Genomic DNA, 26,379 nt, shown 5'->3' on the forward strand with positions numbered 1-26,379 from the left:
GCTGGCTCCAAGTCCTCAACGGGTAATCGGGGCTCGCATGACGGTGCCCAGCTGGCCGCCATCCCGGTCACTCGCGGGAAGCTGGCGCCTCCCCGGTTTCATCCAAGTTTAATACGGAACAAAATATCTCGTTTATCTTAAAGCCGGATTAATGAACGGCCGTGCATCAACCTAAAGTTCATTTCAATCGGTTAGGAAAGGTGCGATCCGGGCTTTCCTTCCGGCGCCGAATCCGGGAAAATGGCGCATGTCCGTCAAACAGCTCCCCGAGACCCTGATCAACCAGATCGCTGCCGGCGAGGTCATCGAAAGGCCCGCCAGCGCCGCGAAGGAACTGATCGAAAACGCCATCGATGCCGGCGCGACCCGCATCGAGATCGCCACCGCCGCCGGCGGCAAAAGCCTGATCCGGATTACCGACAACGGCTCCGGCATGGATGCGGCCGATCTCGATCTTGCGGTACGGCGACACTGCACGTCGAAAATATCCGAGACGCTCGACGACATCCGCACGCTCGGCTTTCGCGGCGAGGCCCTGCCCTCGATCGGTTCGGTGGCGAAGCTCACCATCACCAGCCGCCGCAACGGTCATTCGGAAGGATCGCAGGTGGCGGTGATCGGCGGCAAGATGTCCGGCGTGAAGCCGGCACCGGCCAATACCGGCACGGTCGTCGAGGTGCGCGACATCTTCTTTGCGACTCCGGCGCGGCTGAAATTTTTAAAGACCGAGAAGGCCGAGGCCGGCGCAATCACCGAAGTGGTCAAGCGCATGGCGATCGCCTTCCCGCATATCCGCTTCGTGCTGTCCGGGTCCGATCGCACGACGCTCGAATTCCCGGCGACCGGCGACGACCATCTCGCCCGCATGGCGCAGATCCTCGGTGCCGATTTCCGCGACAATGCGATCGAGATCGATGCGATGCGGGAAGATGTCGGGCTTTCCGGCTTCGTCGGCGTGCCGACCTTTCACCGTGGGAACTCGGCGCATCAATATGCCTTCGTGAACGGACGGCCGGTGCAGGACAAGCTGATCCTGTCGGCCCTGCGCGGCGCCTATGCGGAAAGCGTTCCCTCCGGCCGCTATCCCGTGGCGGTCCTGTCGATCAAGATCGATCCGGCGCTGGTGGACGTCAACGTGCATCCGGCGAAGTCGGACGTGCGTTTTCGCGATCCCGGCCTGGTGCGGGGCCTCATCGTCGGGGCGATCCGCGAGGCGCTGCATCGCGAGGGCGACCGGGCGGCGACAACCGGAACATCGGGCATGATGCGCGCCTTCCGACCCGGCTTCCAGCCGGCTAACGCCGCGCCGCGCACCCCCTGGGCGGCAGCCGCTTCGCCGTTCAGGCCGCTCCATCCGCAGCCGGCCAACGGCTTTGCCGAACAGGCGCAATCCGGCTTCGACGTGTTGACCATGCCGACAGCCCGTGCCGATACGGTGATCGCGGAGCCCGCTCCGAGGACCGCTGGCGAAGCCGTGCCGCGATACCGCCTGGGTGCCGCCCGCGCGCAGGTTCACGAAAACTATATCGTGGCGCAGACCGAAGACGGGCTGGTGATCGTGGACCAGCATGCCGCCCATGAACGGCTTGTGTTCGAGGCGATGCGCAAGGCGCTCGACAACAAGCGGCTGGCGAGCCAGGTCCTGCTGATCCCGGAGATCATCGACCTTCCGGAAGAGGATTGTGACCGGCTGATGGCGAATGCGACGGAACTTGACCGGCTAGGCCTGGCGATCGAACGTTTCGGTCCGGGCGCTGTCGCCGTGCGCGAGACGCCCGCCATGCTCGGCGAAGTCGATGCGGCCTCGATGGTCCGGGACCTCGCCGACGAGATCGCCGAATGGAACACCGCCGGGGGCCTGCGCGGCAAGCTCGAATATGTCGCCGCCACCATGGCCTGCCACGGCTCGGTGCGTTCCGGCCGGCGGCTGAGGCCGGAGGAGATGAACGCGCTTCTGCGGGAAATGGAAGCGACGCCCGGCTCCGGTACCTGCAACCATGGCCGGCCCACCTATATCGAACTCAAGCTTTCCGACATCGAGCGGCTCTTCGGCCGAAGCTGAAAAAGCTGGCAATTCAGGTTCAATCGGGGTAGAGCAGGCGCCATGTTTTTCCGCAGGAGACGACAGATGAACCGGTTCGAGGGAAGCGGATTCCGCGAAGCGAAGATCCGGTATCTCGATGGCGACTACCAGATCCTGACCGCCGGCTCCTATGTGATATGCGCCATGACGGGGGCGCAGATTCCGATCGACGAATTGCGGTACTGGAGCGTCGCCCGGCAGGAACCCTATGTCGATTGCGCCTCCTCGCTGGAAGCCGACAAGCGCGCCGGCATTCTGCCCAACCAGAGCCGCGGCTAAACCTTCGCGGCATTCCCTTCCCTAATCCGTCGCTCTCGGAAATTGGCGATCGCCGTATCGATGATCTTGCCGGGTGCCTGCGGATCGTCGAACGCCATGTCGACCTCGACCACACTGACCTTTTCCGCCAGTTCCTCCATGCGCCCGTGATGTCCTTGCAGCCGCACCGCATCCTTGGCGGTGGTGACGAGCGTCAGTTTGTCCTTGGCGGCATCATCCAGGAGGTCCGAGATCTCGTCCTCGCTGAAATAGTGATGGTCGGGGAAGTCGCGCTTTTCCACGACCAGCCCGCCGACTTCTCTGACGGTACGATAGAATTTTTCCGGATCGGCGATGCCGGCGAAGGCGAACAGCGCCTTGCCGGCGATGTCGCGATTTTCGCGCGGCTTCAGCGCCGCGACATAGATCTGCTTGCCGGCTCGGGCGGCCTGGCGCACCAGTTGGTCGGCCGCCTCGCCGTTGCCGACCTTGAGGATCGCCGAGAGCTGACGCATCTGCTCGGATATCGGCGCCCTCACCGGCCCGCCCGGCACGAGATGGCCGTTGCCGATGCCGCGCACCGTGTCGATAACGACGAGGGCGAAATCCAGCGCCAGGCGGGCGCTCTGGAAACCGTCGTCCATGATGATCAGGTCGGCGCCTTCGGCGACCAGTCGATGAGCCCCCTCGACGCGGGTGTGGGAAATCACCGTCAACGTCTCGCGGCAGAGCAATAGCGCCTCGTCGCCCACCGCCTCGGCCCAGTGGTGCTCGGGATCGACCACGGTCGTGACGTCAAGCGAACCGCCGTAACCGCGGCTGAGGAAACCGGGCTTCAGGCCCTTTTCTTTTGCAGCTCGGGCAAGGGTGATGGCGGTCGGGGTCTTGCCGGCGCCGCCGACCGTGAAATTGCCGACGCAGATGACCGGCACGGGAATGCTGGCGCGCCTGGCTTTGGCCATGCGGCGACCGGCGATACGGCCATAAAGAAACGAAACAGGGGCAAGGCCCCAGGCACGCCAATCCGCTTTCGTCCACCAGAATGGCGGTGCTTCCGATACCATACCCAAACTCCGGCTGATCCGTCCTGAAACAGCCCGCGAACAAAATGGCAGTTTTGGAAAAAAGGCAAGTCTTTGAAACCAAAGCCCGCTTCAGGCGTGAAGCTTTTCCGGCAGAAGGTCCATGAGCGCGGTGATATCGGCAAGGCAGATATCCGCCGATGCCGACAGCGTTTCGCGGGAGCCGGTGCCGGTCAGCACCGCGACCTTCAGACCGACGCCTGCGCTCGCACCCATATGCATGTCGTGATTGTTGTCGCCGACCATGGCGACCTCGGCGGGATCAAGCCCGGTGGCACGGCAGAAGCCGAGCACCATGCCGGGCTCCGGCTTCACGCCGTGACCGCTGTCGTAGCCGGCGATGAAATCGACATGATCGATGATGCCGAAGCGGATGGCGGTCTGGCGGATCGCTTGCTCGTTGTCGCTGGAGGCGATGCCGAGCTTGAAGCCCCGCGCCTTGAGCTTGGCAAACAGCGCCGCCAGATCGGTGACGGCCACGGAAAATTCGGCCGAACGGATGAAAAGGTCGTCGAGCAGCCGGGTAAGCTCACCCACTTCGAGCGGCGAACCGGCAGCAACAAAGCCCGCGGCGATCTCGGCGGCATTGCCGGCGGCCAGCAGGCTGTCCGGCCGGGTGTGGCCCGATACCGGGTCCATGCCGCCAGAAAACAGAAGCTGCGGTTCGAGTTCGGCGTTGCCGGCGGAAGCGATGCGGGCAGCCTCGCGGTTCACCGGCCCCCAACTCTCGTCATAGAGCAACAACGTGCCGTCCTTGTCGAACAGGATGCCGGCGATGTGTGCAAGCTTTTCCGGGGTCATCGAACGGCGGCGGCTTTCGGCTGCAGCCTGGCGCTGACCGTCAGCGGATTGACATAGGGCTCCAGCGCCTTGATCGTCTTCGACAGCGCACCGCGCATCTCGTCCATCGCGTCATGGCCGGAATCGATCATCTTCACGCGGGCGAGATCGTTGATCATCAGGTAGTGGACCGCCTTTGCCAGCATCTCCACGTCCTTGACGATGCGGGCACCGCCCTTGCGCACCAGATGCTGGTAGGCGTCGCGGAAATTCTGGACATGCGGGCCGGAAAGCACGGCACAGCCGAGCATGGCCGGCTCCAGGGGGTTCTGCCCACCCTCGTTCGTCAGCGACCTGCCGACGAAGGCGATTTCGGTCAAACGCAGGTAAAGCCCCATTTCGCCGATGGAGTCGCCGAGGAAGACGTCGGTCTCCGGGGTTACGACATCGTTGCGCGAGCGGCGCGCCACGGTCAGGCCCATTTCCTTCAGCATCTCTTCGACCGCGTCGGCGCGATCGGGGTGGCGCGGCACGAGAATGGTCAGCTGGCCGTTCTTCGGTTTCAGCGCCTTGTGGACGGTCGCCGCCGCCTTTTCCTCGCCGTCGAAAGTCGAGATCGCCGCCCAGGTCCGGCGGCTGCCGATCTGCTTGCGATAGCTTGCCAGCACTGCCTCGTCGCAGGGCGGCGGGTCGGTATCGCTCTTCAGGTTGCCGGAAGCGATGACAGGCCAGGCGCCGAGATCGCGGAAGCGCTCGGCATCCAGATCCGACTGAGCGACCACCAGAGCCATCTTGCCGAAGATGGCTTCGGCGATCGAGCTGCGGTTGCGCCAGCGATCGAAGGAGCGGTCGGAGATGCGGGCATTGACGCGGATCTGCGGAATGCGGCGGCGGGCGAGTTCGGCGATGGTGGTCGGCCAGATCTCGGATTCCGCCGTGATGCAGGCATCCGGCTTCCAGTAGGCGATGAACCGCTTGATCGGAAATTTCAGGTCGAGCGGCACGTATTGGTGGATCACCTCGTCAGCCAGCCGCGACCGGACGAGATTTGCGGAGGTGACGGTGCCCGTCGTCAGAAGGATGTGGATCTCACGGCGCCGCAGTTCGCGGATCATCGGCATGATGGCGATGGTTTCCCCGACGCTTGCCGCGTGCACCCAGATGAGCGGGCCACGGGGCCGGGCAAGGCTTGCATAACCGAGCCGTTCCAGCTTGCGGGTCCTGTCTTCCTTGCCCTTCATGGCGCGATAGGCAAGGTAAGGACCGACCAGGGGATAAAGGGAAATACCGGCCACCCGGTAACCAACGAGAGCCAGGCGCGCAGAAATTTTGCTCACCGTGTTTGCCCCCGATGCGTGATGGCCGCCATCAATGTGATAGACCCTCCGATTGCTCATCCGTAACCCAGTTTTTTGTGTTTTACAAATGCGTCAAAAAAGGGTCCCCGGGATCGATACCAGGCGAGGGACCAGCATTGCGAGCACATTGTAAAACGCGAGGCTTATCTCAAGCCGACTTAGTATCAGGATCGAGCAGACGGTGCATATGGACGATGAAATACCGCATATGGGCGTTGTCGACCGTCTGCTGCGCCTTGCCTCGCCAGGCGATCAGCGCGCTTGCGTAGTCCGGATAGATGCCGACGATATCAAGCGCCGAAAGGTCCTTGAATTGGAGGCCCTCCAGGCTCTGCAGTTCGCCACCGAAGACCAGGTGCAGAAGTTGTTTCTTTTCGCCCGTTTCCGTCATTGTCCGATATTCCGTCCGTTCCAGCTCCCCCGGCTCTTCCTCTGCTGCATTCCCATGGAAAGGTCAACCCGGAGCGAGCCTCGCGAGCTGGGGTAAAAGGCTGTGGAGCGCGTGTTCGGCGCCGGCGGCCAGCATTTCGTGGCTGACGGTCTCGCGATTGTAGACAAGCCGGTTGCCGGCAAGATCGACGAGGCGACCGCCTGCCCGTTCGAGGATGAGGTCGGCGGCGGCCAGATCCCAGTCGTGGGAGGCACGCTTGACGACGGTGCCGTCAATGCTTCCGTCGGCGATCATGGCGAGCCTATAGGCGAGCGACGGTACATGCCGCACCCGGCGGACTTCGTCGCGAAACTCCGGCTCGAATTTCTTGACGAGGTTCTCGTCGGCCGCGATGACCAGTTCGCCATTGCTGCGGCCGGCGGTGACGGAAATCGGCCGGCCGTTCTTCAGCGCTGGCCCGTCCTTCACCGCGGAAAACTCCTCGTCGAGTGCCGGTGCCACAAGAACACCGGCCACCGGCTGGCCGCGATGCACGACGGCGACCGAGACGCACCAGGTCTTCTCGCCGTTGATGAAGGCGCGGGTGCCATCGATCGGATCGACGACGAAGAGCGTTTCGCAGCTAAGCCGGGCGACATCGTCGTCGGTTTCCTCGGAAAGCCAGCCATAGTTCGGCCGGGCCGTCAGGAGCAGGCTCTGCAGCCGGTCGTTGGCGGCGAAGTCGGCGGCGCTGACCGGCGACTTGCCCTCGTTCTTCCACCAGACTTCCGGCGAGCGGCCGAAAAATCCGTGGGCGATGTCGCCGGCCTGGCGCGCCGCGTCGAGAATGAGTTCGAGGTCCTGCCCCCAGGCTTCAGCAACCGTCATCGGGATCAGCGTCCCGCCAGCGTCATGCCCTCGATGGCGATGGTCGGGGAGGCGACGCCGAACTTTCGGTCGATGTCGTTGGCCGGTGTCAGGCGCATGAACATGTCCTTGAGGTTGGAGGCGATCGTCACTTCCGAAACAGGATAGGCGAGCTCGCCGTTCTCGATCCAGAAGCCGGTCGCGCCGCGCGAGTATTCGCCGGTGATCATGTTGACGCCCTGGCCGATCAGTTCGGTGATGTAGAAACCGTTGCCGATCGACTTGATCAGTTCCTCGGGCGAGATTTCGCCTGGCTCCAGCGCCAGATTGGTGGAAGCAGGCGAGACGGCCGTGCCGCCGCGCACGCCACGGCCGTTGGTGACAAGCCCCAGTTCGCGCGCCGTCGATGTCGACAGGAACCAGTGGTTCAGGACGCCGTCCTCGATCATGACCATGCGCTCGCCGGACACGCCCTCGCCGTCGAAGGGGCGTGAGGCGGAACCGCGCACGATCAGCGGATCGTCGGTAATGCTGAGCCCGGCTTTGAGCACCTGCTGGCCCATCTTGTCGCGCAGGAAGCTGGTCTTGCGGGCGACGGACGCGCCGTTGATGGCCCCGGCGATGTGGCCGACGAAACCGCGGGCGATGCGCGGATCGAAGACGACGGTGACGTTGCTGCCGGTATCGACCTGGCGCGGATTGACGCGCTTGACGACGCGCTCGCCGGCGCGGAGACCGATCAGCTTCGGATCGTCGAGGTCGGCGGCATAAAGGCGGCTGTCGAAATCGTAGTCGCGCTCCATCTTGGTGCCCTCGCCGGCAATGACGCTGACAGAACGGCCGAAACGGGATGCCATGTAGCTGCCGGAAAAGCCGTGGGAGGTGACGAGCACGAGGCCGCCCATGCCGGACGACGCGCCGGCACCGGAGGAATTGGTGACACCCTCAACGTCGAGCGCCGCCTGCTCCATTTCGAGCGCCGCTTCGCGCAATGCATCGGTCGGTACATCGGTCGGATCGTAGAGTTCGAGGTCCGGATAGGATCTGGCGAGATCGGCCTCGTCCGCAAGGCAGGCGAAAGGATCTTCGGGAGAGACCCTGGCCATGGCGACGGCGCGCTCGGCAAGCACCTTCATGTCGAAGCCGGGATTGGCCGAGACGCTCGCCACTTGGCGGCCGACGAAGACGCGAAGCGAGAAATCGTCGCTCTCGGACGCTTCCGTGCCCTCGACCTTGCCGAGACGGACGCTGACGGAACGGGACCGGGAGCGAACCACGACCGCATCCGCCTGATCCGCTCCCGCGGCCTTGGCTAGATCGATCAGTTGGCTGGCGCGGGAAAGCAGTTCGGCGGAATCGATTTCAGAGGTCATGATTGCAAGCCTTTCATTCTCGTCCCATTTATTGTGCACTGTCAGAAGCATCAAGGGCGGCTCGCCGATTCTTGATTTCCCACCTTAGACTGAAAGTATCCCGCATGACCGCTCCCGGCTCGCTATTTTCCCAAATGCTTCTCCTGCTTGCCGGCGCGGTGATCGCCGCCCCGGTGTTCAGGAAGCTGGGACTCGGCACGGTGCTCGGTTATCTTGCCGCCGGCGTGGTCATCGGACCGATCATGCAGCAGATCGTCGAAACGGAAGAAGTGCTGCATTTCGCCGAATTCGGCGTCGTCTTCCTACTGTTCATCATCGGGCTCGAACTGAAGCCTTCGCGTCTCTGGCAGATGCGCGGCGACGTGTTCGGCCTGGGGCCGGCGCAGGTGGTGATCTCAGGATTGGTGCTGACCGGACTGGCCTATCTGAGCAACATGGCAGACTGGCGCGGCAGCCTAATCGTTGGTTTCGGCCTGGCATTGTCCTCGACCGCGTTTGCGCTGCAGATCCTCAACGACGACGGCGAAATGAACAGCCGGCACGGCCAGCGATCGTTTTCGGTGCTGCTGTTCCAGGATCTCGCCATCGTGCCGCTGCTGGCGCTGATCACCATCCTGGCGCCCGGAACCACGGAGACGGAAGCCTCGCCGCTTCTCGATTTTGCAATCGCCGTCGGGGCGGTCGGTGCCATGGTTATTGCCGGCCGCTATCTTTTGACGCCGATGTTCCAGATCATTGCCCGCACCGGTGCGCGGGAGGTGATGATCGCCGCAGCCCTGCTGGTGGTGCTGGGGTCGGCCGCGGCGATGCAGGCCGTCGGCCTCTCGATGGCCATGGGCGCCTTCCTGTCCGGCGTGATGCTGGCCGAGTCTTCCTACCGGCACGAGTTGGAAGCGGATATCGAACCCTTCCGCGGCCTGCTTTTGGCGCTGTTCTTCATGGCCGTCGGCCTGTCGCTGGAAGTCCATGTCATCCTCGACAACATCTTCTTCATCCTGCCCGCGGTGCCGATCTTCATGGCGCTCAAGGCGCTGATCGTCTACGGGCTCTCCCGGCTGTGGGGTTCGCCGCACAATGATGCGGTGCGCATCGCGTTCCTGCTGCCGCAGGGCGGCGAATTCGGCTTCGTGCTGTTCACCACGGCAACGGCGAGCGGCCTGTTCTCATCGGCCACCGCCTCGCTGCTGATTGCCGGCGTGACGCTATCAATGGCGCTCACACCGTTCGGTGCGGCACTTTCCAAGCGGCTCCTAAACGGCGAGAGCCGTGAGGAACTGGAGGAGGATTTCAACGGTGCCGGCGCCGACGTGCTGATGATCGGGTTTTCGCGTTTCGGCCAGATCGCCGCGCAGATCCTGCTGGCCGGCGGCCGAGAGGTGACCGTCATCGACGATTCCGCCGACCGCATCCGCCAGGCCGCGTCCTTCGGTTTCCGTATCTATTTCGGCGACGGGACGCGTCGGGACGTGCTCATCGCGTCGGGCATCGAAAAGGCGAAGATCGTCGCCGTCACCACCCAGAAACGCGAGACGACCGACCAGATCGTCGATCTCATCCGCTCGCAATTTCCGGACGTACGCCTCTATGTCCGCTCCTACGACCGTATCCATGCGCTGTCGCTGCGGGATCGGAACGTCGAATACGAGCTGCGCGAGACCCTGGAATCCGGCCTGCTGTTCGGAAAAAAGACGCTGGAAGCGCTCGGCATGAGCGAGAATGAGACCGACGAGATCGGCGACGATATCCGCCAGCGCGACGAGGAACGGCTGCAGATCCAGGCCGTCCAGGGGCTCGGCGCCGGCCGCGAAATGCTGTTCAACAGCCCGGTCCGGCCGGAACCGCTGATCAAGCCGAAACGGTCGATGGTGCTGGACGACGACGAACTGAGCGCGGAACCGGCGACGGCGGAGAACGGCTAGGGCCGGCCCGCGTTTGCTCTTGCGACCATCGCGACGATCGTCTCGAAAAGCTCCGCCTTGGCCTCTGCCGCCGTGATGTCGCCGCTCGCGGCGGCGTTGGACAGCGCTTCGGCGGCACCGAGCATGGCCCAGAGCCCGGGCGACGCTATATGGCCGGCCTCGGCGAACGGGAGAAGCGCAAGCCGGCATTTTTCCATGAAAATGGCCTCATATTCGTGCTTGATCCGTTCAAGCTCGGGAGAGCTCTCCAGGGCGGCGATGACGCCTGGTATCTCCCGGCCCTGCAACAGAACACAATCCACATAGGAGGAGGCGATGACCGCAGCCCGGTCGGCGAGCGTCGGCCCGCTCGATTGCAGGGCCGCGTCCATGATGGCCGTCTGGCGGCTGTCGAAATCCTGATAAAGCGCGGCCAGGAGAACGGGCCGGGTGCTGAAATGATCGTAGACGACGGGCTTTGCGACACCCGCCTGCTCCGCCAGCCGGGGAAGCGTCAGGGCATCCGTGCCTTCTTGCCGGACGATGCGCCACGCAACCTCCATCAACTGCTGGCGCCTTCCCTGCCGCGAGAGACGCTGCCGGAGACGCGCCGGTTCTTTCACTTCGGTGCTTGACATGACTATATACCAAAAGTAACTTACTAAAAGTATATAACCACTGCCCGTGAGTTTCAATCTGCCAGCAGGAGTTTTCGCCATGCACGCGCTGATCGTCGTTTCGCATCCCGAACCCGGATCCCTCACCCATAACGTCGCCGCCCACCTCGCCGAGGGCGTCACCATGTCCGGCGGCTCTTTTGAAATTGCCGACCTTGCTGCGGAGGGTTTCGATCCGAGGTTTACGCAGTCGGATCTCGCCGCGCATCGCAGGCAGGCGCCACCGCCGGCGGATGTCATGGCCGAACAGGCGAGGATCGACCGCGCCGATGCTCTGGTGCTCGTTTATCCCGTCTACTGGTGGTCGATGCCGGGGCTGTTGAAAGGATGGATCGACCGCGTCTTCGCAAACGGCTGGGCCTATGACGATGGACAAGGCGCCAAGGTGGTGAAGAAACTTCGCCACCTCCCCATCCATCTGGTCGCGATCGGCGGCGCTGACATGCGCACCTATGCACGGCACGGTTATTTCGGCGCGATGAGGACGCAGATCGAGCATGGGATATTCGATTATTGCGGCGCGCCGGTCATGACGTCCGAGCTTCTTCTGGAAGAAGAGCTGGATAGGCCCGATTTCCCATCGGAGATCGCACGGAAGATCGGCCGCAATGTTTTCAGCGCTGCCCGGAAAACCGAGGCCGCGTAGCGGCTCAAACGTCAGGCTTCGGCTGCTGCCGCATGAAGCGCGTCGATGGCGCGCTTGAGCTCATCCTTGACGTGCTCGGATTCGTCGAGGATGTCGCGGGCCTTCAGGAAATCCAGCACCCGGAAACGGTTGACCGACGGCCGAAGGAAGATCTGGGGCGGATTGAGCTTCAGCTTGAGCGCGATGCTCGCCTGCATGGTCAGCTGGCTGGCGCCGAACAGGCTGTCGATGCGATTGGGCGCATGGGTGCCGTCGCCTTCCGGCGCACCGACCACGTCGACGCCGATCACCACGTCGGCAACATCCATCAGCTGCTCATAAGGGACGGGATTGAAAACGCCGCCATCGATCATCACCCGGCCGTTCACCCGGACCGGCATGAACAGGCCGGGAATGGCGGCAGACGCCGCGATCGCGGTGCGCAGCTCGCCCTGTTCGAGGATCACCTCCGCCTGGCCGTAATAATCGGTAGCCGAGATCTTCATCGGGATTTCGAGATCGGCGAAATCCTCCGGCACCTGCGGCGGCAGGAAGGCATCGAGGATGAGTTCGAGATTGAACTGTCCGAAGCGGAAACCGCCGAGCTTGTCGCGCATGGTCGCCGGGCCGAGACCCCAGAGCTTGTTGAGAAGCGTACCCCGGTGGCCGACCGTCTCCAGTGCGTATTCGCGGATCTCGCGTCCGGTCATGCCCGACGCCATGCCGGCGCCGATGATCGCGCCGATCGACGAGCCGGAAATCGCCACCGGCCGTATGCCGAGCTCGTCGAGCGCCTCGATGACCTGGATATGCGACAGGCCCCGCGCGCCGCCGCCGCCGAGAGCAACCGCAAACGTCAGGCCGCCCTTGGCTCTGACGGCTTCGAGATCAGGAACTGCAAGCCTTGTGTTCATTCCTCTGACCTCAGGCCGGCTGGTAGCGGAAAAAATCCATGCGGGTATCGCCGAACGTCCGGCTCTCCAAAAACTTGAAGACCGCATCCACGGCAGGATTGATGTCGGCCCGCTCCTCCAGAATGGCAAGGGCTCCGGGTGCGAGCCAGCCGCCGGCATGGGCCGAAAGCATGGCGCCCTCGCCGAGCCCCTGGCCATAGGGCGGATCGGCGAACAAGAAATGAAACGGCTCGATATTGTTGGCCGTGCCGAGCTTGGTGGCATCACGGCGCAGGATGCGCGCCCGGCCATGCAGGCCGAGGCTGTCGATATTCTCCCACAACAGGCCCCTGCCCTCGACGCCGTTCTCGACGAAGAGCGCACTCTTGCAGCCGCGCGACAACGCCTCCAGCCCGACCGCGCCGGTGCCGGCGAAAAGGTCGATCACCCGGCCGCCATCCAGTGCCTGCGGATAGACGTGGCCGATGATGTTGAACAGGCTCTCACGCGTCCGGTCGATGGTCGGCCGGATGTCGCTTGTTTTGGGCGTGGCCAGAGACCGGCCGCGAAATTCACCACCGACGATCCGCACTGCGCGTTACCCTCTCGGCGTGCGCGGCTTGCCGCCGGCCGGGCGTCCACCCGAGGCGGGCCGGCCACCAGGCTTGCCCCCTGGCTTGCCACCGGCACCCGCCGGTTTTCCGCGGCCGCCGGAAGGTTTTCCGCCAAAGCTCTTGCCGCCGCCCGGCTTCGCTCCAAAGGGTTTGCCACCAGGCTTTCCACCGCGCGGCCTGTCGCCGGCGGGCCGATCACCTGTGGGACGGTCACCTGCGGGACGATCACCACGCGGCGGCCGATCCGAGAACGGCCGGTCGCTGCGCGGACGCTCGGAGCGGCCCTCGCCTGCGGAGAAGGACCGTGCGGGACGCTCTCCATCCTCGCGCGGCTTGCGGTCGCCGAACGACCGTTCGCCTCTGGGCTTGTCACCGAAAGAGCGCTCGCCCCTCGGCTTATCGCCGAACGGACGGTCACCACGGGGCGGGCGGTCGCCGGAAGGACGCTCGCCACGCGGGCGCTCGGTGCGGCCTTCGCCGAAGGAGCGAGCAGGCCGATCACCATCGGCGCGTGGCTTGCGGTCAGCAAACGGGCGGTCGCCTCTCGGCTTGTCGCCGAACGGGCGGTCGCCGCGGGGTTTGTCGCCGAAGGGACGGTCACCACGCGGGCGTTCCGAGCGGGCGTCGCCCGAGAAGGATTTGGTCCGGGGGCGGTCGCCGTCCTCACGCGGCTTGCGGTCACCTCTGGGCTTGTCGCCGAAGGAACGGTCACCACGGTCCGGGCGGTCGCCAAAGGACTTCTTGCGGCCGAAATCGGCCTTTTCCGGCTTGTCAGGCCCGTCTGCGCGGATCCAGTCGCGGTCCTCTTCGGCGCGGTTGACGATGACCGGCCGGTCGTTCTGCGGCGTGGGCTTCTTGAAAAGCTGCTCGGCCTCGGCACGGGCGGAGGATTTGCGCGTCTTGTTTTCGGTGGTCGGGCGGGCGCCCGGCGCCATCCATACATTGGCGGTGCGGCTGGTGCCCATCGGCGGACGCTTCTTCGGCCGGTCATCCTCGTCCTCAGCGCGACCGCCGAACGGCTTTGCGCCGCGCGGCTTGTCGGCGAACTTGCGGTCGTCGCGCTTGGTATCCAGACGGCCGAGCGCCTTTTCGCGCCGGTCCTCCGGCTTGCCGGCACGCGGACGTTCGCTCCGCTCCGGCCTTGCCGCCCATTCCGACTGCTCGTTACGGGCCGAGCGCTCGGCACGGGCGGGCTTCTCATCCTCTTCTGCAGCCGTCTCGGTATAGATCGGCGCGTCGAAATTCGCCTTGGATTCCTCGATCAGGCGCGGCCCGAGCTGGTCGCGCAGCATGCGGCCCCGCACTTCCACCACCTCGCCTTCCGGCAGGTCCCCGAGCTGGAACGGTCCGTAGGAGATGCGGATCAGGCGGTTGACCTCGAGGCCGAGCGCGCCGAGCACGTTCTTGATCTCGCGGTTCTTGCCTTCGCGAAGGCCCATTGTGATCCAGACATTGCTGCCCTGGGTGCGGTCGAGCGTCGCGTCGATCGAGCCGTAGAGCACGCCTTCGACGGCGATGCCCTCCTTCAGCTTGTCCAGCTCCTCCTGCTTGATCTCGCCATGGGCACGCACGCGGTAACGGCGCAGCCAGCCGGTGGTCGGCAGTTCCAGTACGCGCGACAGGCCGCCATCGTTGGTCAGCAGCAGCAGGCCTTCGGTATTGATGTCGAGGCGGCCGATGGAGAGCACCCGCGGCAGCCCTTCGGGAAGGTTGTCGAAGACGGTCGCGCGGCCTTCCGGATCGGAATTGGTGGTCACCAGGCCGGCCGGCTTGTGGTAGAGCCAGAGGCGGGTGCGCTCGATGCCGCGGATCGGCATGCCGTCGACTTCGATCTTGTCGGCGAGCGTCACGTTGACGACAGGTGTATCGAGGACGTTGCCGTTCAGGCTGACCCGGCCTTCCATGATCATCCGCTCGATATCGCGACGCGAGGCGACGCCGACGCGTGCGAGGATCTTGGAGATGCGCTCGGGCTTGCCCTCGGCCTCCATGGTTTCCGGTGCCGGGGGCAGCTTGCGGACGGGCTTTGCCGCCTTTTCAGCGTCGCTCTTGGCCGCGGAACTCTTCCTGGGCGCAAGGCCTTCCTTGGCGGAAAAGCCCGTCTTGCCGCCAGTGCCGGCCTTCGGAGCGGCTCTCGGTTTGGTTTCGCGAACGAAAGTCTTGCCTTCGCCGCGCTTCGGCTTGTCTTTGGAATTCATTTGTTGTTTGCCTGAAGCGTGATGTCTACGGAGCGATCCGGACATTCTTGTTCGTGTTGACTGAGATGGATTCGTGCCCGCAGCCGGGCGTCCAGTTGGATGCTTCCTACCAGTTCGCGCGATCCGGGTTAAGAGGAAATCGCCGAAATGCCTAATACCGATGGGTTCATGAATGCTGCCCTTGCGGAAGCCAAAGACGCGGCCGCCCGTGGCGAGGTTCCGATCGGCGCCGTTCTGGTCATCGACGGCGTTATCGTCGCCCGCTCCGGAAACCGGACCCGCGCCGAAAACGACGTTACCGCCCATGCCGAAATCGCCGTCATCCGGGATGCCGCGGCCGCCCTTGGACAGGAGCGGCTATCGGGTGCCGACCTTTACGTGACGCTCGAACCCTGCACGATGTGCGCGGCGGCGATCTCGTTTGCGCGCATCCGGCGGCTCTATTACGGCGCGGAGGACCCGAAAGGCGGAGCGGTGGACAACGGCGTGCGCTTCTTTGCTCAGCCGACCTGCCATCATGCGCCGGAAGTCTATTCCGGCTTCGGCGAAAGCGAGGCCGCGATCCTGCTCACCGGCTTCTTCAGATCGAAAAGAGAAAGCTAAAGCGGGCTTAGAAGAGCTTCCACCAGTCGCTGCCCTTCTTGGCTTCCGCGGCTTGCGCCTTGCGGCGCTTTTCCTTCTGGCTTTCGGGCTCGCCGACATCCGACAGGGCAGCCGCATCCGCCGACCGGAACTCCGCCGGCGGATCCGCGAGCGAACGGCGGCGTCCGGTGACGCTGACGGTCTCGGCATTTTCCTTGGCCTTGCGGAAGGCTTCCCACTTTTCCGTCTCGGTCATCTGACCGGCCTGGCCGCTGCCTGCGAGCAGCGGTGAGCGATAGTTGGGATCGTTCTCGTGAGCCGCCGCTTCGTCACGCAGACGCTTGCGGGTTTCTTCCGGAGATTCGACCCAGTTGGGGTTGCTTTCGCGGTTCGCCAGCGATTGCTGAGGCGCCGGCAGCGTCTGGTCCTGGCCCTTGGCGACAACCAGCGAAGGACGCGGGTTGTATTTCAGGCTGGCTTTCTGTTCGGCGCTCTTGCCGCCCAGCGAGACGGACTGACCGAGGTCGTCGGTCAGCTGCTCCATGGCTGTCTTGTCAGTGCCGTATGTCGGGCCGCCGATGCAGCCCGAAAGGGTCAATGTCGAGGCGAGGACGCCGGCCACGCCCATGCCGACACGAAACGCATATGTCGCTTTCATCAAAACCCTTCCAGCGGCGCCCGTCCTGACGCCTCAGACACACTCAAACGCCTGATGACCGGAAAATCCGGCCAATTTCAGGCGGTTTTACCGGATGATTGCTCAAAGCGCAATCATCCGGTGACTTTCAACTATCAAAGCCGGCCGAGAGCGGCCAACTCGCGCAATGCGGCAGCGTCGCGCGCCGAAACATCCGGATAGGCGGGATCGGAGCCGACATCGGTCGTCACCCGCCACGAGCGGGCACATTTGGTGCCTTCGGCGAGTTTCGGATCGACGGAAACGCCCTGCACTTCCGGCAGACGGAAGGCACCCTCCGGCCCCTCGCCCGCAACGATCGCGATGCCCGACGTGATGCAGGTCTCTTCAAACTCCTGGCCTTCCAACGCCTTCATCAGCTCCGGATCGTTGACATAAACGACCGGTGCGGCCTCCAGCGAAGAGCCGATCCGCTTGTCCTTGCGTTCGATTTCGAGGGCGCCTGTGACAACCGAGCGCACCTTGCGGATCCGCGCCCATTTTTCGGCGACCGCTTCGTTCTTCCACTCGGCCGGAACCGTCGGGAACTGCTCGAGATGGATCGAAACGGCGTTCGGATTGCGCGACAGCCACGATTCCTCGGTGGTGAACGGCAGCATGGGCGCAAGCCAGGTCACCGTGCAGTCGAAGATCTTGCGGATCACGGCGAGAGCCGCGCGACGGCGCAGCGACGACGGGGCGTCGCAATAAAGCGCATCCTTGCGGATATCGAAGTAGAAGGCCGACAGCTCGATATTGGAAAAATCGATCAGCGCCCGGGCGATCTTCTTGAACTCGAAGGCGTCGTAGCCCTCGCGCACGAGTTTATCGAGCTCGGCCAGGCGATGCAGCATCAGCTTTTCGAGTTCCGGCAGGTCGGCATAGGCGATCTCCTCGCCCTCGTCATGGGCGAGCGTGCCGAGCATCCAGCGGATCGTGTTGCGCAGCTTGCGATACGCATCGACATTGGTCTGGATGATGGTCTTGCCGAGGCGCTGGTCTTCCCAATAGTCCGTCGTCATCACCCAGAGGCGCAGGATATCGGCGCCGGCATCCTTCATGACGTCCTGCGGGGCCACGACATTGCCGAGCGACTTCGACATCTTCTGGCCCTTCTCATCCATGGTGAAGCCATGGGTGACGACCGTGTCATAGGGTGCCCGGCCGCGGGTGGCGGCGGATTCCAGCAGCGAGGAGTGGAACCAGCCGCGATGCTGGTCCGAACCTTCCAGATAGACGTCGGCCGGCCATTTCAGGTCCGGTCGGTCTTCCAGCGTGAAGGTGTGCGTCGAGCCAGAGTCGAACCAGACGTCCAGGATATCCCTTACCTGGGTCCAGCCTTCGTTGGCGCGTGACCCCAGGAAGCGCTCGCGCGCTCCTTCGGCGAACCAGGCGTCGGCACCTTCGAGGTCGAAGGCTTCGAGGATGCGCTGGTTGACCGCCTCGTCCTGAAGGATTTCGCCCTGCTCGTCGACAAAAACGCAGATCGGGACGCCCCATGCGCGCTGACGCGAAAGCACCCAGTCCGGGCGCTGCTCGATCATGGCGCGCAGGCGGTTCTGGCCGGCTGATGGCACGAAACGCGTGTCGTCGATCGCCTTGAGGGCACGTGAGCGCAGCGTGGTGCCGTCGGCAAGGTCCTTGTCCATGTAGACGAACCACTGCGGCGTGTTGCGGAAGATGATCGGTTTCTTCGACCGCCAGGAATGCGGATACTGATGCTTCATCCGGCCGCGGGCAAACAGCGCGTTGCGCTCGATCAGCGCCTTGATGACGCGGTCGTTGGCATCGCCCTTCTTACCGTTGTCGTCCATGACGCGCGCACCCTCGAAACCGGGGGCATCGGTCGTGTAGAAACCGCCGTCGTCGACCGTGAAGGGGATTTTCGACGAGATGCCGCGGGCTTCGAGTTCCCGGGCAACGGATGTCCAGGCGTCAAAGTCCTCGCGGCCGTGGCCAGGGGCGGTGTGGACGAAACCGGTACCGGCATCGTCGGTGACATGATCGCCGGCGAGGAGGGGGACGGCGAAATCGTAGCCGCCGCCAAGGCCCTTGAAGGGATGGGCGCAGACGATCGCACCAAGCTCATCGGCGGAGATATCGCGCAGACGCTTGTACTGGAGCTTCGCCTTGGCGAAGCTCTCTTCCGCCAGCTTGTCCGCAAAGATCAACTTTTCGCCCGGGCGCGGGCCGAAATCATTGGCCGCCTCGGTAACCTCGTAGAGGCCATAGGAGATTTTTGGCGAATAGGAGATCGCCCGGTTGCCGGGGATGGTCCAGGGCGTGGTCGTCCAGATGACGACGTGGGCGCCGTAGAGATCATCGTTCAGAGATACGGCGGTAACATTAGCTGGATCCGCGATACCTCGGAAAAGCTCATCGCTACCTTTTCGCGTCGTTGCTTCCGTGACCGGGAACTTCACCCAGATCGTGTCGCTCTCATAATCGTGGTATTCGACTTCGGCCTCGGCCAGCGCGGTGCGCTCGACGACCGACCACATGATCGGCTTCGAACCGCGATAAAGCTGGCCGCTCTGGGCGATCTTCAGCAGTTCGCCGGCGATGCGGCTCTCGGCGTGAAAGTTCATCGTCAGGTACGGGTTTTCGAAATCGCCGACGATGCCGAGGCGCTTGAATTCTTCCCCCTGGACCTTGATCCAGCCGGCGGCGAATTCGCGGCATTCCCGGCGGAATTCGTTGATCGGAACCTCGTCCTTGTTCTTGCCCTTGGCGCGATAGGCTTCCTCGATCTTCCATTCGATCGGAAGGCCGTGGCAATCCCAGCCGGGAACGTAGTTCGAGTCATAACCGCGCATCTGGAACGAGCGGGTGATGACGTCCTTCAGGATCTTGTTCAGCGCGTGGCCGATATGGATGTTGCCATTGGCATAGGGCGGGCCGTCATGCAGCACGAATTTTGTCCGGCCCGCGGCGGAGGCGCGAAGCTGCTTGTAGAGGTCCATCTGCTGCCAGCGGGCCACCAGTTCCGGTTCCTTCTGCGGCAGGCCGGCGCGCATCGGGAAATCGGTTTCGGGCAGATAGAGGGTTTTCGAATAGTCGAGCTTTTCGGCGGTATCGGTCATGGGAGCAATCGTCCTGGCGCCGCGACGGGGCGCATCTCGATGAAAATTCGCTGGCGGAAGGCGCTCATGAAGCGCCAAAAACCCGGACCCTCCGGCCGCTCTTACAGCGCGCGGAAGGCCGGGCCTATAATTCGAATGATCTGGGCCAGCAGGAATTTTTTCATGGTGGCGGTTCTTAAGGGTTTTTGCGGCGGAAAGGAAGGGGATCTACCAAGCCAATTTCGCCCCGAGAGCCGCATTTGATTTTGGTGCCATCTGCGCTTATATTTATGGGCAAATGGCACGGAGGCAATTTGAAGTGCGCGCATCTGCTGACATACCTATTCGCAAGCGACTTGAGATCGCATCGCGCGGTCAGTTGCAAGCCTATGACGGAGCCAATGTATCAGAGTTGACCAAGCTCGGCTTTTCGATGGAAGAACTCTATAGATTTGTGGCCCCGCGTCGCACGCTTGCCCGGCGGATCGCGAATAGAGAGACATTAACTGTCAGCGAGAACGACGGAGCCCTGCGTGTAGTGCGCGTGATGGAACTCGCCAAGCGGGTCTTCGGCGATCAGGATCGCGCTCATCGCTGGTTGCGCAAACCGAACAGAGGAATGGATGGCGTCGTGCCGCTCGATCTCCTTGAATCGGAAACTGGCGCAGTGCTCGTCGAGCAGGCGTTGCATCAGATCGATCACGGCATTTACGTCTGATCCATGATCCTGTGGCGCATTTCCAATTATGCGGATTTATCAGGCGGAGGCGGACTGGTCGCGCCCGGGCGATGGCATAAACAAGGAAGCCCAATCGTCTATTGCTGCGATCACCCTTCGACCGCACTTCTGGAAATATTGGTGCATGTGGACGCCGAAGACTTGCCGCTGGATTTTCAACTACTGAAGATCCATTGCCCGGACGAGATTGCCGCCCAGACGATTACGTCGGGCGATGTCGACCTTTTGGATACCACTGAAACAGGTCAGGCGGGAAACACGTGGCTCGTGGAAAACAAATTCTGCCTTCTGAAGGTGCCGTCGGCGATTTTGCCTGAAGCTGCAAACATTCTTGTCAATCCGGAGCATGCGGATGCCGGGAAGCTGACAATCGAAAAAGCGGTACGCTATCCCTTCGACAGCCGGCTGCTGAAGTAACCCCTCAAAACGCGATCTTGGCGTCCACTTCGCCCAGCGGCCTGACGCCGGACAGCAGCGCCCGCGCCTCTTCCTCGTCGCGCTTGATCTGGGCGACCAGGGCATCCAGCCCGTCGAACTTCAGTTCGTCGCGCAGGTGGCCGAAAAAGGAGACGGAACAGGTTTCGCCGTAGAGGCTGCCGGAGAAATCGAAGAGGTAGGTTTCGAGCAGGGGCGCACCGTTTTCGGTCACCGTCGGGCGGCGGCCGTAGCTGGCGACACCGTCGAAAAGTGTGCCGTCAGGGCGGCGGAAGCGCACGGCGTAGATGCCGGCCTTGAGTACGGCCTCCGGCGGCAGCTGCATGTTGGCGGTCGGGAAACCGAGCTGGCGGCCGAGCTTTTCACCGCCGATCACCTCCGCCTCGAGCGTGTAGCGATAACCGAGCAGGCCGGCTGCGGCGGAGACATCGCCTTCCGCCAGCAGGTCGCGGATGCGGCTGGACGAGATTACGTCAGCATTCTCGTCGCGAAAGGCATCGACCAGCTGCACGTTGAAACCGTGCTTGGCGCCCGATGCCATCAGAAAGGCCGGGCCGCCTTTCCTGTCCTTGCCGAAATGAAAGTCGAAGCCGGTGACGACGGCGCTGGCTGCCAGCCAATCCACGAGAATGGTCTGGATGAACTCCTCCGCCGAACGGGTCGCGAACTCGCGGGTGAAGGGATATTCGATCACCGAGCGGAAACCCATGGCCTCGAGCAGACGCGCCTTGAGCGGCGCCGGGGTCAGGCGGAAGACCGGTTCTTCGGGGCGGAAAACGGTGCGCGGATGCGGCTCGAAGGTCAGAACCAGGGCGGGCACGCCGTGCTGTTCGGCCAGTGCCAACGCGCGCTCCAGCACGCTGCGATGGCCGCGATGGACGCCGTCGAAATTGCCAATCGCGATGACGCCGCCCTTCAGTTCCTCGGGCAGCGGTTCCTTCTTCTCGTTGCGGTGGAAGACTGTCATGCGGCGGGTTCCGGTTCAGGCCGAATTCAGGCCCAGGGGGCTATGCGAGGCGCGGCATCCAGTATTTCGGCGCGGCATTTTCCCGCTTCAGCCAGGCATTGAGGATCGCCTCGTCGGTCTGGCCGTTGACGGTGTATTCCGCGACATGGATGCCCGCGCTGATATAGAGCAGGTCGAGGCCGTATGCGAGCGCGCCGCGCACGTCGGTCGGCATGCCGTCGCCGATCGCCAGCACCCGGTTCATCGGGAACTCGCCGCGCACTTCTCGGGCAGCTTCGATCGTCGCCTCGTAGATCGGACGGTGCGGCTTGCCGGCGACGCGGGTCTTGCCGCCGAACTCTTCGTAATAGGCCGCCACCGCGCCTGCGCAGGGGATGATCTTGTGGCCACGCTCGACGACGAGATCCGGATTGGCGCAGATGAAGGGTACGTCACGCTTGGCAAACGCCGCCAGCATGTCGGTATAGTCTTCCGGGACTTCCTTCTCGTCGTCGAAAAAGCCGGTGCAGACGATGCATTCGGCTTCGTCGGCGGAGACCACCTCGACGCCGAGCCCGTCAAACAGGTTGAGGTCGCGCTCCGGACCGATCAGAAAAACCTTTTTCGGGCCGTCGACGATCAGGTGCTGGGTAACGTCGCCTGACGTAACGATCCGGTCATAGGTGCCGTCGGGCACGCCGAGCGTGCGCATCTGCTCGATGACGCCGGGAGCCGTGCGCGGCGAATTGGTGATCAGCACGACGGTGGCGCCGGCTTCGCGGGCCGCGGCGAGCGCCTTGCAGGAATGCTGGAAGGCCTCGACACCGTTGTGAACCACACCCCAGACGTCCGAAAGGACCACGTCGTAGTCGCCGATCACTTCGTTCAGATTGCCGATGCGCTTTGCCATGTAACCTTCCCATCTCGCAAGTCCCGGGTCACATGACAAACCCGGTTAAGGATTACAAGAGATATTCGGGAGAAAAGCCGCGGCCGCATCGGCGACATCAGCGGGGCAACTTCCCCACTTCGTCCCTAGCCCGCTACCGCCAACCGGACGGCAAGGCCCACGACCGCGCTGACGGCCAGGACCGGCACCATGCCGATCTTCATGCGGAAGAGCAGGAAGGCCGATACCACGAAAAGCAGGAAGGCGAGCGGATCGAGCGTCGTCCAGGCCGGCCAGAAAAGCCTCAAGCCGGCCGCGGGCCAGAGGGAAATCTGCTCGACCTCACGGAACAGGACGTGCAGGCCGAACCAGATGGCGAGGTTGAGGATGACGCCGACAACCGCGGCCGTGATTGCCGACAGCGCCGCCGAAAGGACCGGATTACCGCGCAGCCGCTCGATATAGGGCGCGCCTGCGAAGATCCAGATGAAGCTCGGCACGAAGGTCGCCCAGGCGACCAGCAGGGCACCGATCACACCGCCGGCGACCGGTCCGAGACCGGCGGCTTCGCGGAAACCGACCAGGAAGCCGACAAAGGACAGCACCAGAACCAGCGGCCCAGGCGTCGTTTCGGCAAGCGCCAGCCCGTCCAGCATTTCGCCCGGTTTCAGCCAGCCGTAATTGTCGACCGCCACCTGCGCCACATAGGCGAGCACCGCATAGGCACCGCCGAACGTCACCATCGCCATCTTGGAGAAGAAGGTGAACATGACGGCCAGGCCTTCCGGCGCCGAGAACATCCACAGCAGGAGAAGCGGAAGCTGCCAGACCGCGATCCAGAAAACCAGCGTGGCTATCGCCGTCAACGGCTTCGGCCGTTTCGGCAGGTCGATCGCGTCGGAGCTTTTGGCGGCTCCGCCGCCCCTGCGGGCGGCAAAGAAGCCAACTAACCCGGCCAGGAGCACCACGAGCGGAAACGGCAACCCGAAGAAGAACAATGCGACGAAGGCGGCCGCCGCGATGCCGAACAGGAGGCGGTTCTTCAGCGTCTTGCGGCTGAGGCGGATCACCGCCTCGACGACGATCGCGAGCACCGCCGCCTTGAGGCCGAAAAACAGGCCGGTGAGCCAGCTCGTATCCTGATAGAGGGCGTAAGCCGTCGAAAGGGCGATGATGACGGCCAGCCCCGGAAGCACGAAAAGAAGGCCGGCGATCATGCCGCCGCGCACCCCGAACATCAGCCAGCCAATATAAGTAGCCAGCTGCTGGGCTTCCGGTCCCGGCAGCAGCATGCAGTAGTTCAAGGCATGCAGAAAACGCGCCTCGGAAAGCCAGCGCCTTTCGTCCACCAGGGTCCGGTGCATCAGGCCGATCTGCCCGGCAGGGCCGCCGAAACTCAGGACCCCGATCCTGCCGAACACCGCCGTCAGTTCGCCGAGCGTCGGCTTCACCGCAATCTCGTCCTTCACCGCCTGATCCATCATTGCCTCATGCTCTTCCGCAACGGTTACCTGTCGTCCATGGCGTCATGTACCCCCCGGGCGCGGAAGCTCGCCGTCCCCTCTAGGAGCCATATGTGAAGACCGTATGAAGGAAGCGAACTTCGGGCATGGCGCCACGTTGAGGCATTCACAGGCCCCGCGCGGCTGTTAAACGCGCCGGCGCCTTTCTTCCACCAAAGTCCGGTGCAACATGCCGACCTGCCCGGAGAGGTGGCTTTAAACCCGAGACCCGATGTGGCCGGCAGCGGCCATCAGTTCCGCCAGGCGCAGGCGTTGCCCAGCATCCGTATCGTTAAGCGTATTTCCCATGAGTTCCGAGCCGTCCCGAAAATTTTACGGCCGTTCTTGACTCATCCGCCGGGCACCCTTATCTCGAGGCGGCTGGCACTCTCCAAATGGGAGTGCTAACAGCACCGAGATACGGGTTTCCACCCGTCCATGTCATTTGATCGAGGGATTAGACAATGGCAAGCACCAATTTCCGCCCCCTTCACGACCGCGTCGTTGTTCGTCGCGTCGAATCCGAAGCCAAGACCAAGGGCGGCATCATCATTCCTGATACCGCCAAGGAAAAGCCGCAGGAAGGCGAAATCGTCGCCGTCGGCACCGGCACCCGCGACGACAAGGGCAACATCACTGCTCTCGACGTCAAGGCCGGCGACCGCGTCCTGTTCGGCAAGTGGTCCGGCACCGAAGTCAAGCTCGACGGCGAAGACCTTCTGATCATGAAGGAATCCGACATCATGGGCATCATCGGCTGATCTCAGTCGGTTGCTTTCACTGAAATATCGCTGACACCCCTTTTCAGGAGTTCCCAAAATGGCAGCTAAAGAAATCAAGTTCGGCCGCACCGCGCGCGAAAAGATGCTGCGCGGCGTCGACATTCTCGCCGACGCAGTCAAGGTGACGCTCGGCCCGAAGGGTCGTAACGTCATTATCGACAAGTCCTTCGGCGCTCCGCGCATCACCAAGGACGGCGTATCGGTCGCCAAGGAAATCGAACTTGACGACAAGTTCGAAAACATGGGCGCCCAGATGGTCCGCGAAGTTGCTTCGAAGACCAACGACATCGCCGGCGACGGCACCACGACTGCTACCGTTCTTGCCCAGGCGATCGTTCGCGAAGGCAACAAGGCCGTTGCAGCCGGCATGAACCCGATGGACCTGAAGCGCGGCATCGACCTCGCAGTGGCAGACGTCGTCAAGGATCTCCAGGCCAAGGCCAAGAAGATCTCGACCTCGGAAGAAGTCGCACAGGTCGGCACGATCTCCGCAAACGGCGACAAGCAGGTCGGTCTCGACATTGCTGAAGCCATGCAGAAGGTCGGCAACGAAGGCGTCATCACGGTTGAAGAAGCCAAGACCGCTGAAACCGAACTCGAAGTCGTCGAAGGCATGCAGTTCGACCGCGGCTACCTGTCGCCCTACTTCGTCACCAACCCGGAAAAGATGGTTGCCGATCTCGACGACGCTTTCATTCTCCTCCACGAGAAGAAGCTCTCGAACCTGCAGGCGATGCTCCCGGTTCTCGAAGCTGTCGTTCAGACCGGCAAGCCGCTCCTGATCATCGCTGAAGACGTCGAAGGCGAAGCTCTTGCGACGCTCGTCGTCAACAAGCTGCGTGGCGGCCTCAAGATCGCTGCCGTCAAGGCTCCGGGCTTCGGCGATCGCCGCAAGGCCATGCTCGAAGACATCGCCATCCTGACGGGCGGCACTGTCATCTCCGAAGACCTCGGCATCAAGCTCGAAAATGTCACGCTCGACATGCTCGGCCGCACCAAGAAGGTCTCGATCTCCAAGGAAAATACCACGATCGTCGACGGCGCCGGCTCCAAGGCCGACATCGAAGGCCGCGTTGGTCAGATCAAGGCTCAGATCGAAGAAACCACTTCCGACTACGACCGCGAAAAGCTGCAGGAACGTCTGGCCAAGCTGGCCGGCGGCGTTGCCGTGATCCGCGTCGGCGGCTCGACGGAAGTCGAAGTCAAGGAAAAGAAGGACCGCATCGACGACGCCCTCAACGCGACGCGCGCTGCCGTTCAGGAAGGCATCGTACCGGGCGGCGGCGTTGCCCTGCTGCGTTCCTCCGTCAAGATCACCGCAAAGGGTGCAAACGACGATCAGGAAGCCGGCATCAACATCGTTCGCCGCGCTCTGCAGTCGCTGGTTCGCCAGATCGCTGAGAACGCTGGTGACGAAGCTTCCATCGTGGTCGGCAAGATCCTCGAAAAGAACGAAGACAACTACGGCTACAACGCCCAGACGTCTGAATATGGCGACATGATCACCATGGGCATCGTCGACCCGCTCAAGGTCGTTCGCACGGCTCTGCAGAACGCAGCTTCGGTTGCTTCGCTGCTGATCACCACCGAAGCCATGATCGCCGAACTTCCGAAGAAGGAATCGGCTGGCGGCGGCATGCCTGGCGGCATGGGCGGCATGGGCGGTATGGACATGATGTAAGACCTCCGG

At 63.2% G+C, this 26,379-nt stretch carries 24 protein-coding genes; 9 read left to right on the forward strand and 15 right to left on the reverse strand.

The genetic code is table 11. The annotated features are described in order from the left end of the window. Positions 1-247 precede the first annotated feature (247 nt). Together mutL and C5J26_RS12665 are read left to right on the forward strand one after the other, a co-directional pair. Positions 248-2,062, forward strand: coding sequence for a DNA mismatch repair endonuclease MutL (gene mutL / locus C5J26_RS12660; RefSeq protein WP_105402066.1), 1,815 nt, complete (start codon positions 248-250; stop codon positions 2,060-2,062). A gap of 66 nt (positions 2,063-2,128) precedes the next feature. Then, positions 2,129-2,362: a DUF2093 domain-containing protein gene (locus tag C5J26_RS12665; RefSeq protein ID WP_046630976.1), complete on the forward strand. Its 234-nt coding sequence runs from the start codon at positions 2,129-2,131 to the stop codon at positions 2,360-2,362. Here C5J26_RS12665 and lpxK read toward each other — a convergent pair. The 6 genes from lpxK to C5J26_RS12695 all read right to left on the reverse strand — a co-directional run bounded on the left by lpxK (position 2,359) and on the right by C5J26_RS12695 (position 8,171). Beyond that, positions 2,359-3,405: a tetraacyldisaccharide 4'-kinase gene (gene lpxK / locus C5J26_RS12670; RefSeq protein ID WP_105402067.1), complete on the reverse strand. Its 1,047-nt coding sequence runs from the start codon at positions 3,403-3,405 to the stop codon at positions 2,359-2,361. The genes C5J26_RS12665 and lpxK overlap by 4 nt on opposite strands. A 90-nt stretch (positions 3,406-3,495) precedes the next feature. Next, positions 3,496-4,224, reverse strand: a complete 729-nt coding sequence (locus C5J26_RS12675) for an HAD family hydrolase (RefSeq protein WP_105402068.1) — start codon at positions 4,222-4,224, stop codon at positions 3,496-3,498. Continuing rightward, on the reverse strand, positions 4,221-5,540 hold the full coding sequence (gene waaA / locus C5J26_RS12680; RefSeq protein WP_046611054.1) for a lipid IV(A) 3-deoxy-D-manno-octulosonic acid transferase: 1,320 nt from the start codon (positions 5,538-5,540) through the stop codon (positions 4,221-4,223). The genes C5J26_RS12675 and waaA overlap by 4 nt, the downstream gene beginning before the upstream one ends. A 169-nt stretch (positions 5,541-5,709) precedes the next feature. After that, entirely contained in the window at positions 5,710-5,952 is a 243-nt protein-coding gene (locus C5J26_RS12685) for a DUF4170 domain-containing protein (protein ID WP_046630968.1), read from the reverse strand. 63 nt (positions 5,953-6,015) lie between these two features. Further along, positions 6,016-6,819: a 3'(2'),5'-bisphosphate nucleotidase CysQ gene (locus C5J26_RS12690; RefSeq protein WP_105402069.1), complete on the reverse strand. Its 804-nt coding sequence runs from the start codon at positions 6,817-6,819 to the stop codon at positions 6,016-6,018. A 5-nt stretch (positions 6,820-6,824) separates the two neighbouring features. Next, entirely contained in the window at positions 6,825-8,171 is a 1,347-nt protein-coding gene (locus C5J26_RS12695; RefSeq protein ID WP_105402199.1) for a TldD/PmbA family protein, read from the reverse strand. A 104-nt stretch (positions 8,172-8,275) separates the two neighbouring features. Between C5J26_RS12695 and C5J26_RS12700 the strand changes: the two genes are divergently transcribed. Continuing rightward, positions 8,276-10,090 (forward strand): monovalent cation:proton antiporter-2 (CPA2) family protein, encoded by a 1,815-nt coding sequence (locus tag C5J26_RS12700; RefSeq protein WP_105402070.1) that lies wholly within the window; start codon positions 8,276-8,278, stop codon positions 10,088-10,090. On the opposite strand, the gene C5J26_RS12705 is transcribed toward C5J26_RS12700, so the two are convergent. After that, positions 10,087-10,707, reverse strand: coding sequence for a TetR/AcrR family transcriptional regulator (locus C5J26_RS12705; RefSeq protein ID WP_105402071.1), 621 nt, complete (start codon positions 10,705-10,707; stop codon positions 10,087-10,089). The genes C5J26_RS12700 and C5J26_RS12705 overlap by 4 nt on opposite strands. A gap of 79 nt (positions 10,708-10,786) precedes the next feature. Between C5J26_RS12705 and C5J26_RS12710 the strand changes: the two genes are divergently transcribed. Continuing rightward, positions 10,787-11,392, forward strand: a complete 606-nt coding sequence (locus C5J26_RS12710; RefSeq protein WP_105402072.1) for an NAD(P)H-dependent oxidoreductase — start codon at positions 10,787-10,789, stop codon at positions 11,390-11,392. An 11-nt stretch (positions 11,393-11,403) separates the two neighbouring features. Here the strand turns inward: C5J26_RS12710 and C5J26_RS12715 are convergent, their stop codons facing one another. From C5J26_RS12715 to C5J26_RS12725, 3 genes are read right to left on the reverse strand one after another with little or no spacing between them, the layout of a single operon-like run. Then, positions 11,404-12,285, reverse strand: coding sequence for a patatin-like phospholipase family protein (locus tag C5J26_RS12715; protein ID WP_037087681.1), 882 nt, complete (start codon positions 12,283-12,285; stop codon positions 11,404-11,406). 10 nt (positions 12,286-12,295) lie between these two features. Further along, complete coding sequence (rsmD, locus tag C5J26_RS12720; RefSeq protein ID WP_046630955.1) at positions 12,296-12,856, reverse strand: 16S rRNA (guanine(966)-N(2))-methyltransferase RsmD; 561 nt, start codon at positions 12,854-12,856, stop codon at positions 12,296-12,298. Positions 12,857-12,862: 6 nt separating this feature from the next. Continuing rightward, positions 12,863-15,076: a pseudouridine synthase gene (locus C5J26_RS12725; RefSeq protein WP_105402073.1), complete on the reverse strand. Its 2,214-nt coding sequence runs from the start codon at positions 15,074-15,076 to the stop codon at positions 12,863-12,865. A gap of 147 nt (positions 15,077-15,223) precedes the next feature. Between C5J26_RS12725 and C5J26_RS12730 the strand changes: the two genes are divergently transcribed. Next, positions 15,224-15,679, forward strand: coding sequence for a nucleoside deaminase (locus tag C5J26_RS12730; protein WP_105402074.1), 456 nt, complete (start codon positions 15,224-15,226; stop codon positions 15,677-15,679). A gap of 7 nt (positions 15,680-15,686) precedes the next feature. Here C5J26_RS12730 and C5J26_RS12735 read toward each other — a convergent pair whose 3' ends face one another. Both C5J26_RS12735 and ileS read right to left on the reverse strand, forming a co-directional pair. Beyond that, positions 15,687-16,316, reverse strand: coding sequence for a hypothetical protein (locus C5J26_RS12735; protein WP_046664625.1), 630 nt, complete (start codon positions 16,314-16,316; stop codon positions 15,687-15,689). Positions 16,317-16,450: 134 nt separating this feature from the next. Continuing rightward, a complete protein-coding gene (gene ileS / locus C5J26_RS12740) occupies positions 16,451-19,417 on the reverse strand; it encodes an isoleucine--tRNA ligase (protein ID WP_105402075.1) in 2,967 nt (988 codons plus the stop codon). 298 nt (positions 19,418-19,715) lie between these two features. On the opposite strand from ileS, the gene C5J26_RS12745 reads away from it, so the two are divergent. Next, positions 19,716-20,114, forward strand: a complete 399-nt coding sequence (locus C5J26_RS12745; protein ID WP_245441160.1) for an antitoxin Xre/MbcA/ParS toxin-binding domain-containing protein — start codon at positions 19,716-19,718, stop codon at positions 20,112-20,114. Positions 20,115-20,117: 3 nt separating this feature from the next. Further along, positions 20,118-20,552 carry an RES family NAD+ phosphorylase gene (locus C5J26_RS12750; protein ID WP_105402076.1) on the forward strand — a complete coding sequence of 145 codons (435 nt, stop codon included), beginning with the start codon at positions 20,118-20,120 and terminating at the stop codon, positions 20,550-20,552. A gap of 4 nt (positions 20,553-20,556) precedes the next feature. On the opposite strand, the gene C5J26_RS12755 is transcribed toward C5J26_RS12750, so the two are convergent. The 3 genes from C5J26_RS12755 to chrA form a co-directional block, all read right to left on the reverse strand. Further along, positions 20,557-21,537, reverse strand: coding sequence for a bifunctional riboflavin kinase/FAD synthetase (locus tag C5J26_RS12755; RefSeq protein ID WP_105402077.1), 981 nt, complete (start codon positions 21,535-21,537; stop codon positions 20,557-20,559). A gap of 40 nt (positions 21,538-21,577) precedes the next feature. Further along, positions 21,578-22,426 carry a TIGR01459 family HAD-type hydrolase gene (locus C5J26_RS12760; protein ID WP_105402078.1) on the reverse strand — a complete coding sequence of 283 codons (849 nt, stop codon included), beginning with the start codon at positions 22,424-22,426 and terminating at the stop codon, positions 21,578-21,580. Between the two features lie 125 nt (positions 22,427-22,551). Continuing rightward, positions 22,552-23,886 carry a chromate efflux transporter gene (chrA, locus tag C5J26_RS12765; protein WP_105402200.1) on the reverse strand — a complete coding sequence of 445 codons (1,335 nt, stop codon included), beginning with the start codon at positions 23,884-23,886 and terminating at the stop codon, positions 22,552-22,554. A gap of 485 nt (positions 23,887-24,371) precedes the next feature. Between chrA and groES the strand changes: the two genes are divergently transcribed. Both groES and groL read left to right on the forward strand, forming a co-directional pair. Beyond that, the gene (gene groES / locus C5J26_RS12770) at positions 24,372-24,668 is read left to right on the forward strand and encodes a co-chaperone GroES (protein ID WP_007752582.1); all 297 of its coding nucleotides are present in this window, start codon (positions 24,372-24,374) and stop codon (positions 24,666-24,668) included. Positions 24,669-24,726: 58 nt separating this feature from the next. Next, positions 24,727-26,370 (forward strand): chaperonin GroEL, encoded by a 1,644-nt coding sequence (gene groL, locus C5J26_RS12775; RefSeq protein WP_038540272.1) that lies wholly within the window; start codon positions 24,727-24,729, stop codon positions 26,368-26,370. Positions 26,371-26,379 lie beyond the last annotated feature (9 nt).

Origin of the sequence: Neorhizobium sp. T7_12, from assembly GCF_002968535.1 — a bacterium.
Lineage (GTDB): Bacteria > Pseudomonadota > Alphaproteobacteria > Rhizobiales > Rhizobiaceae > Neorhizobium > Neorhizobium tomejilense.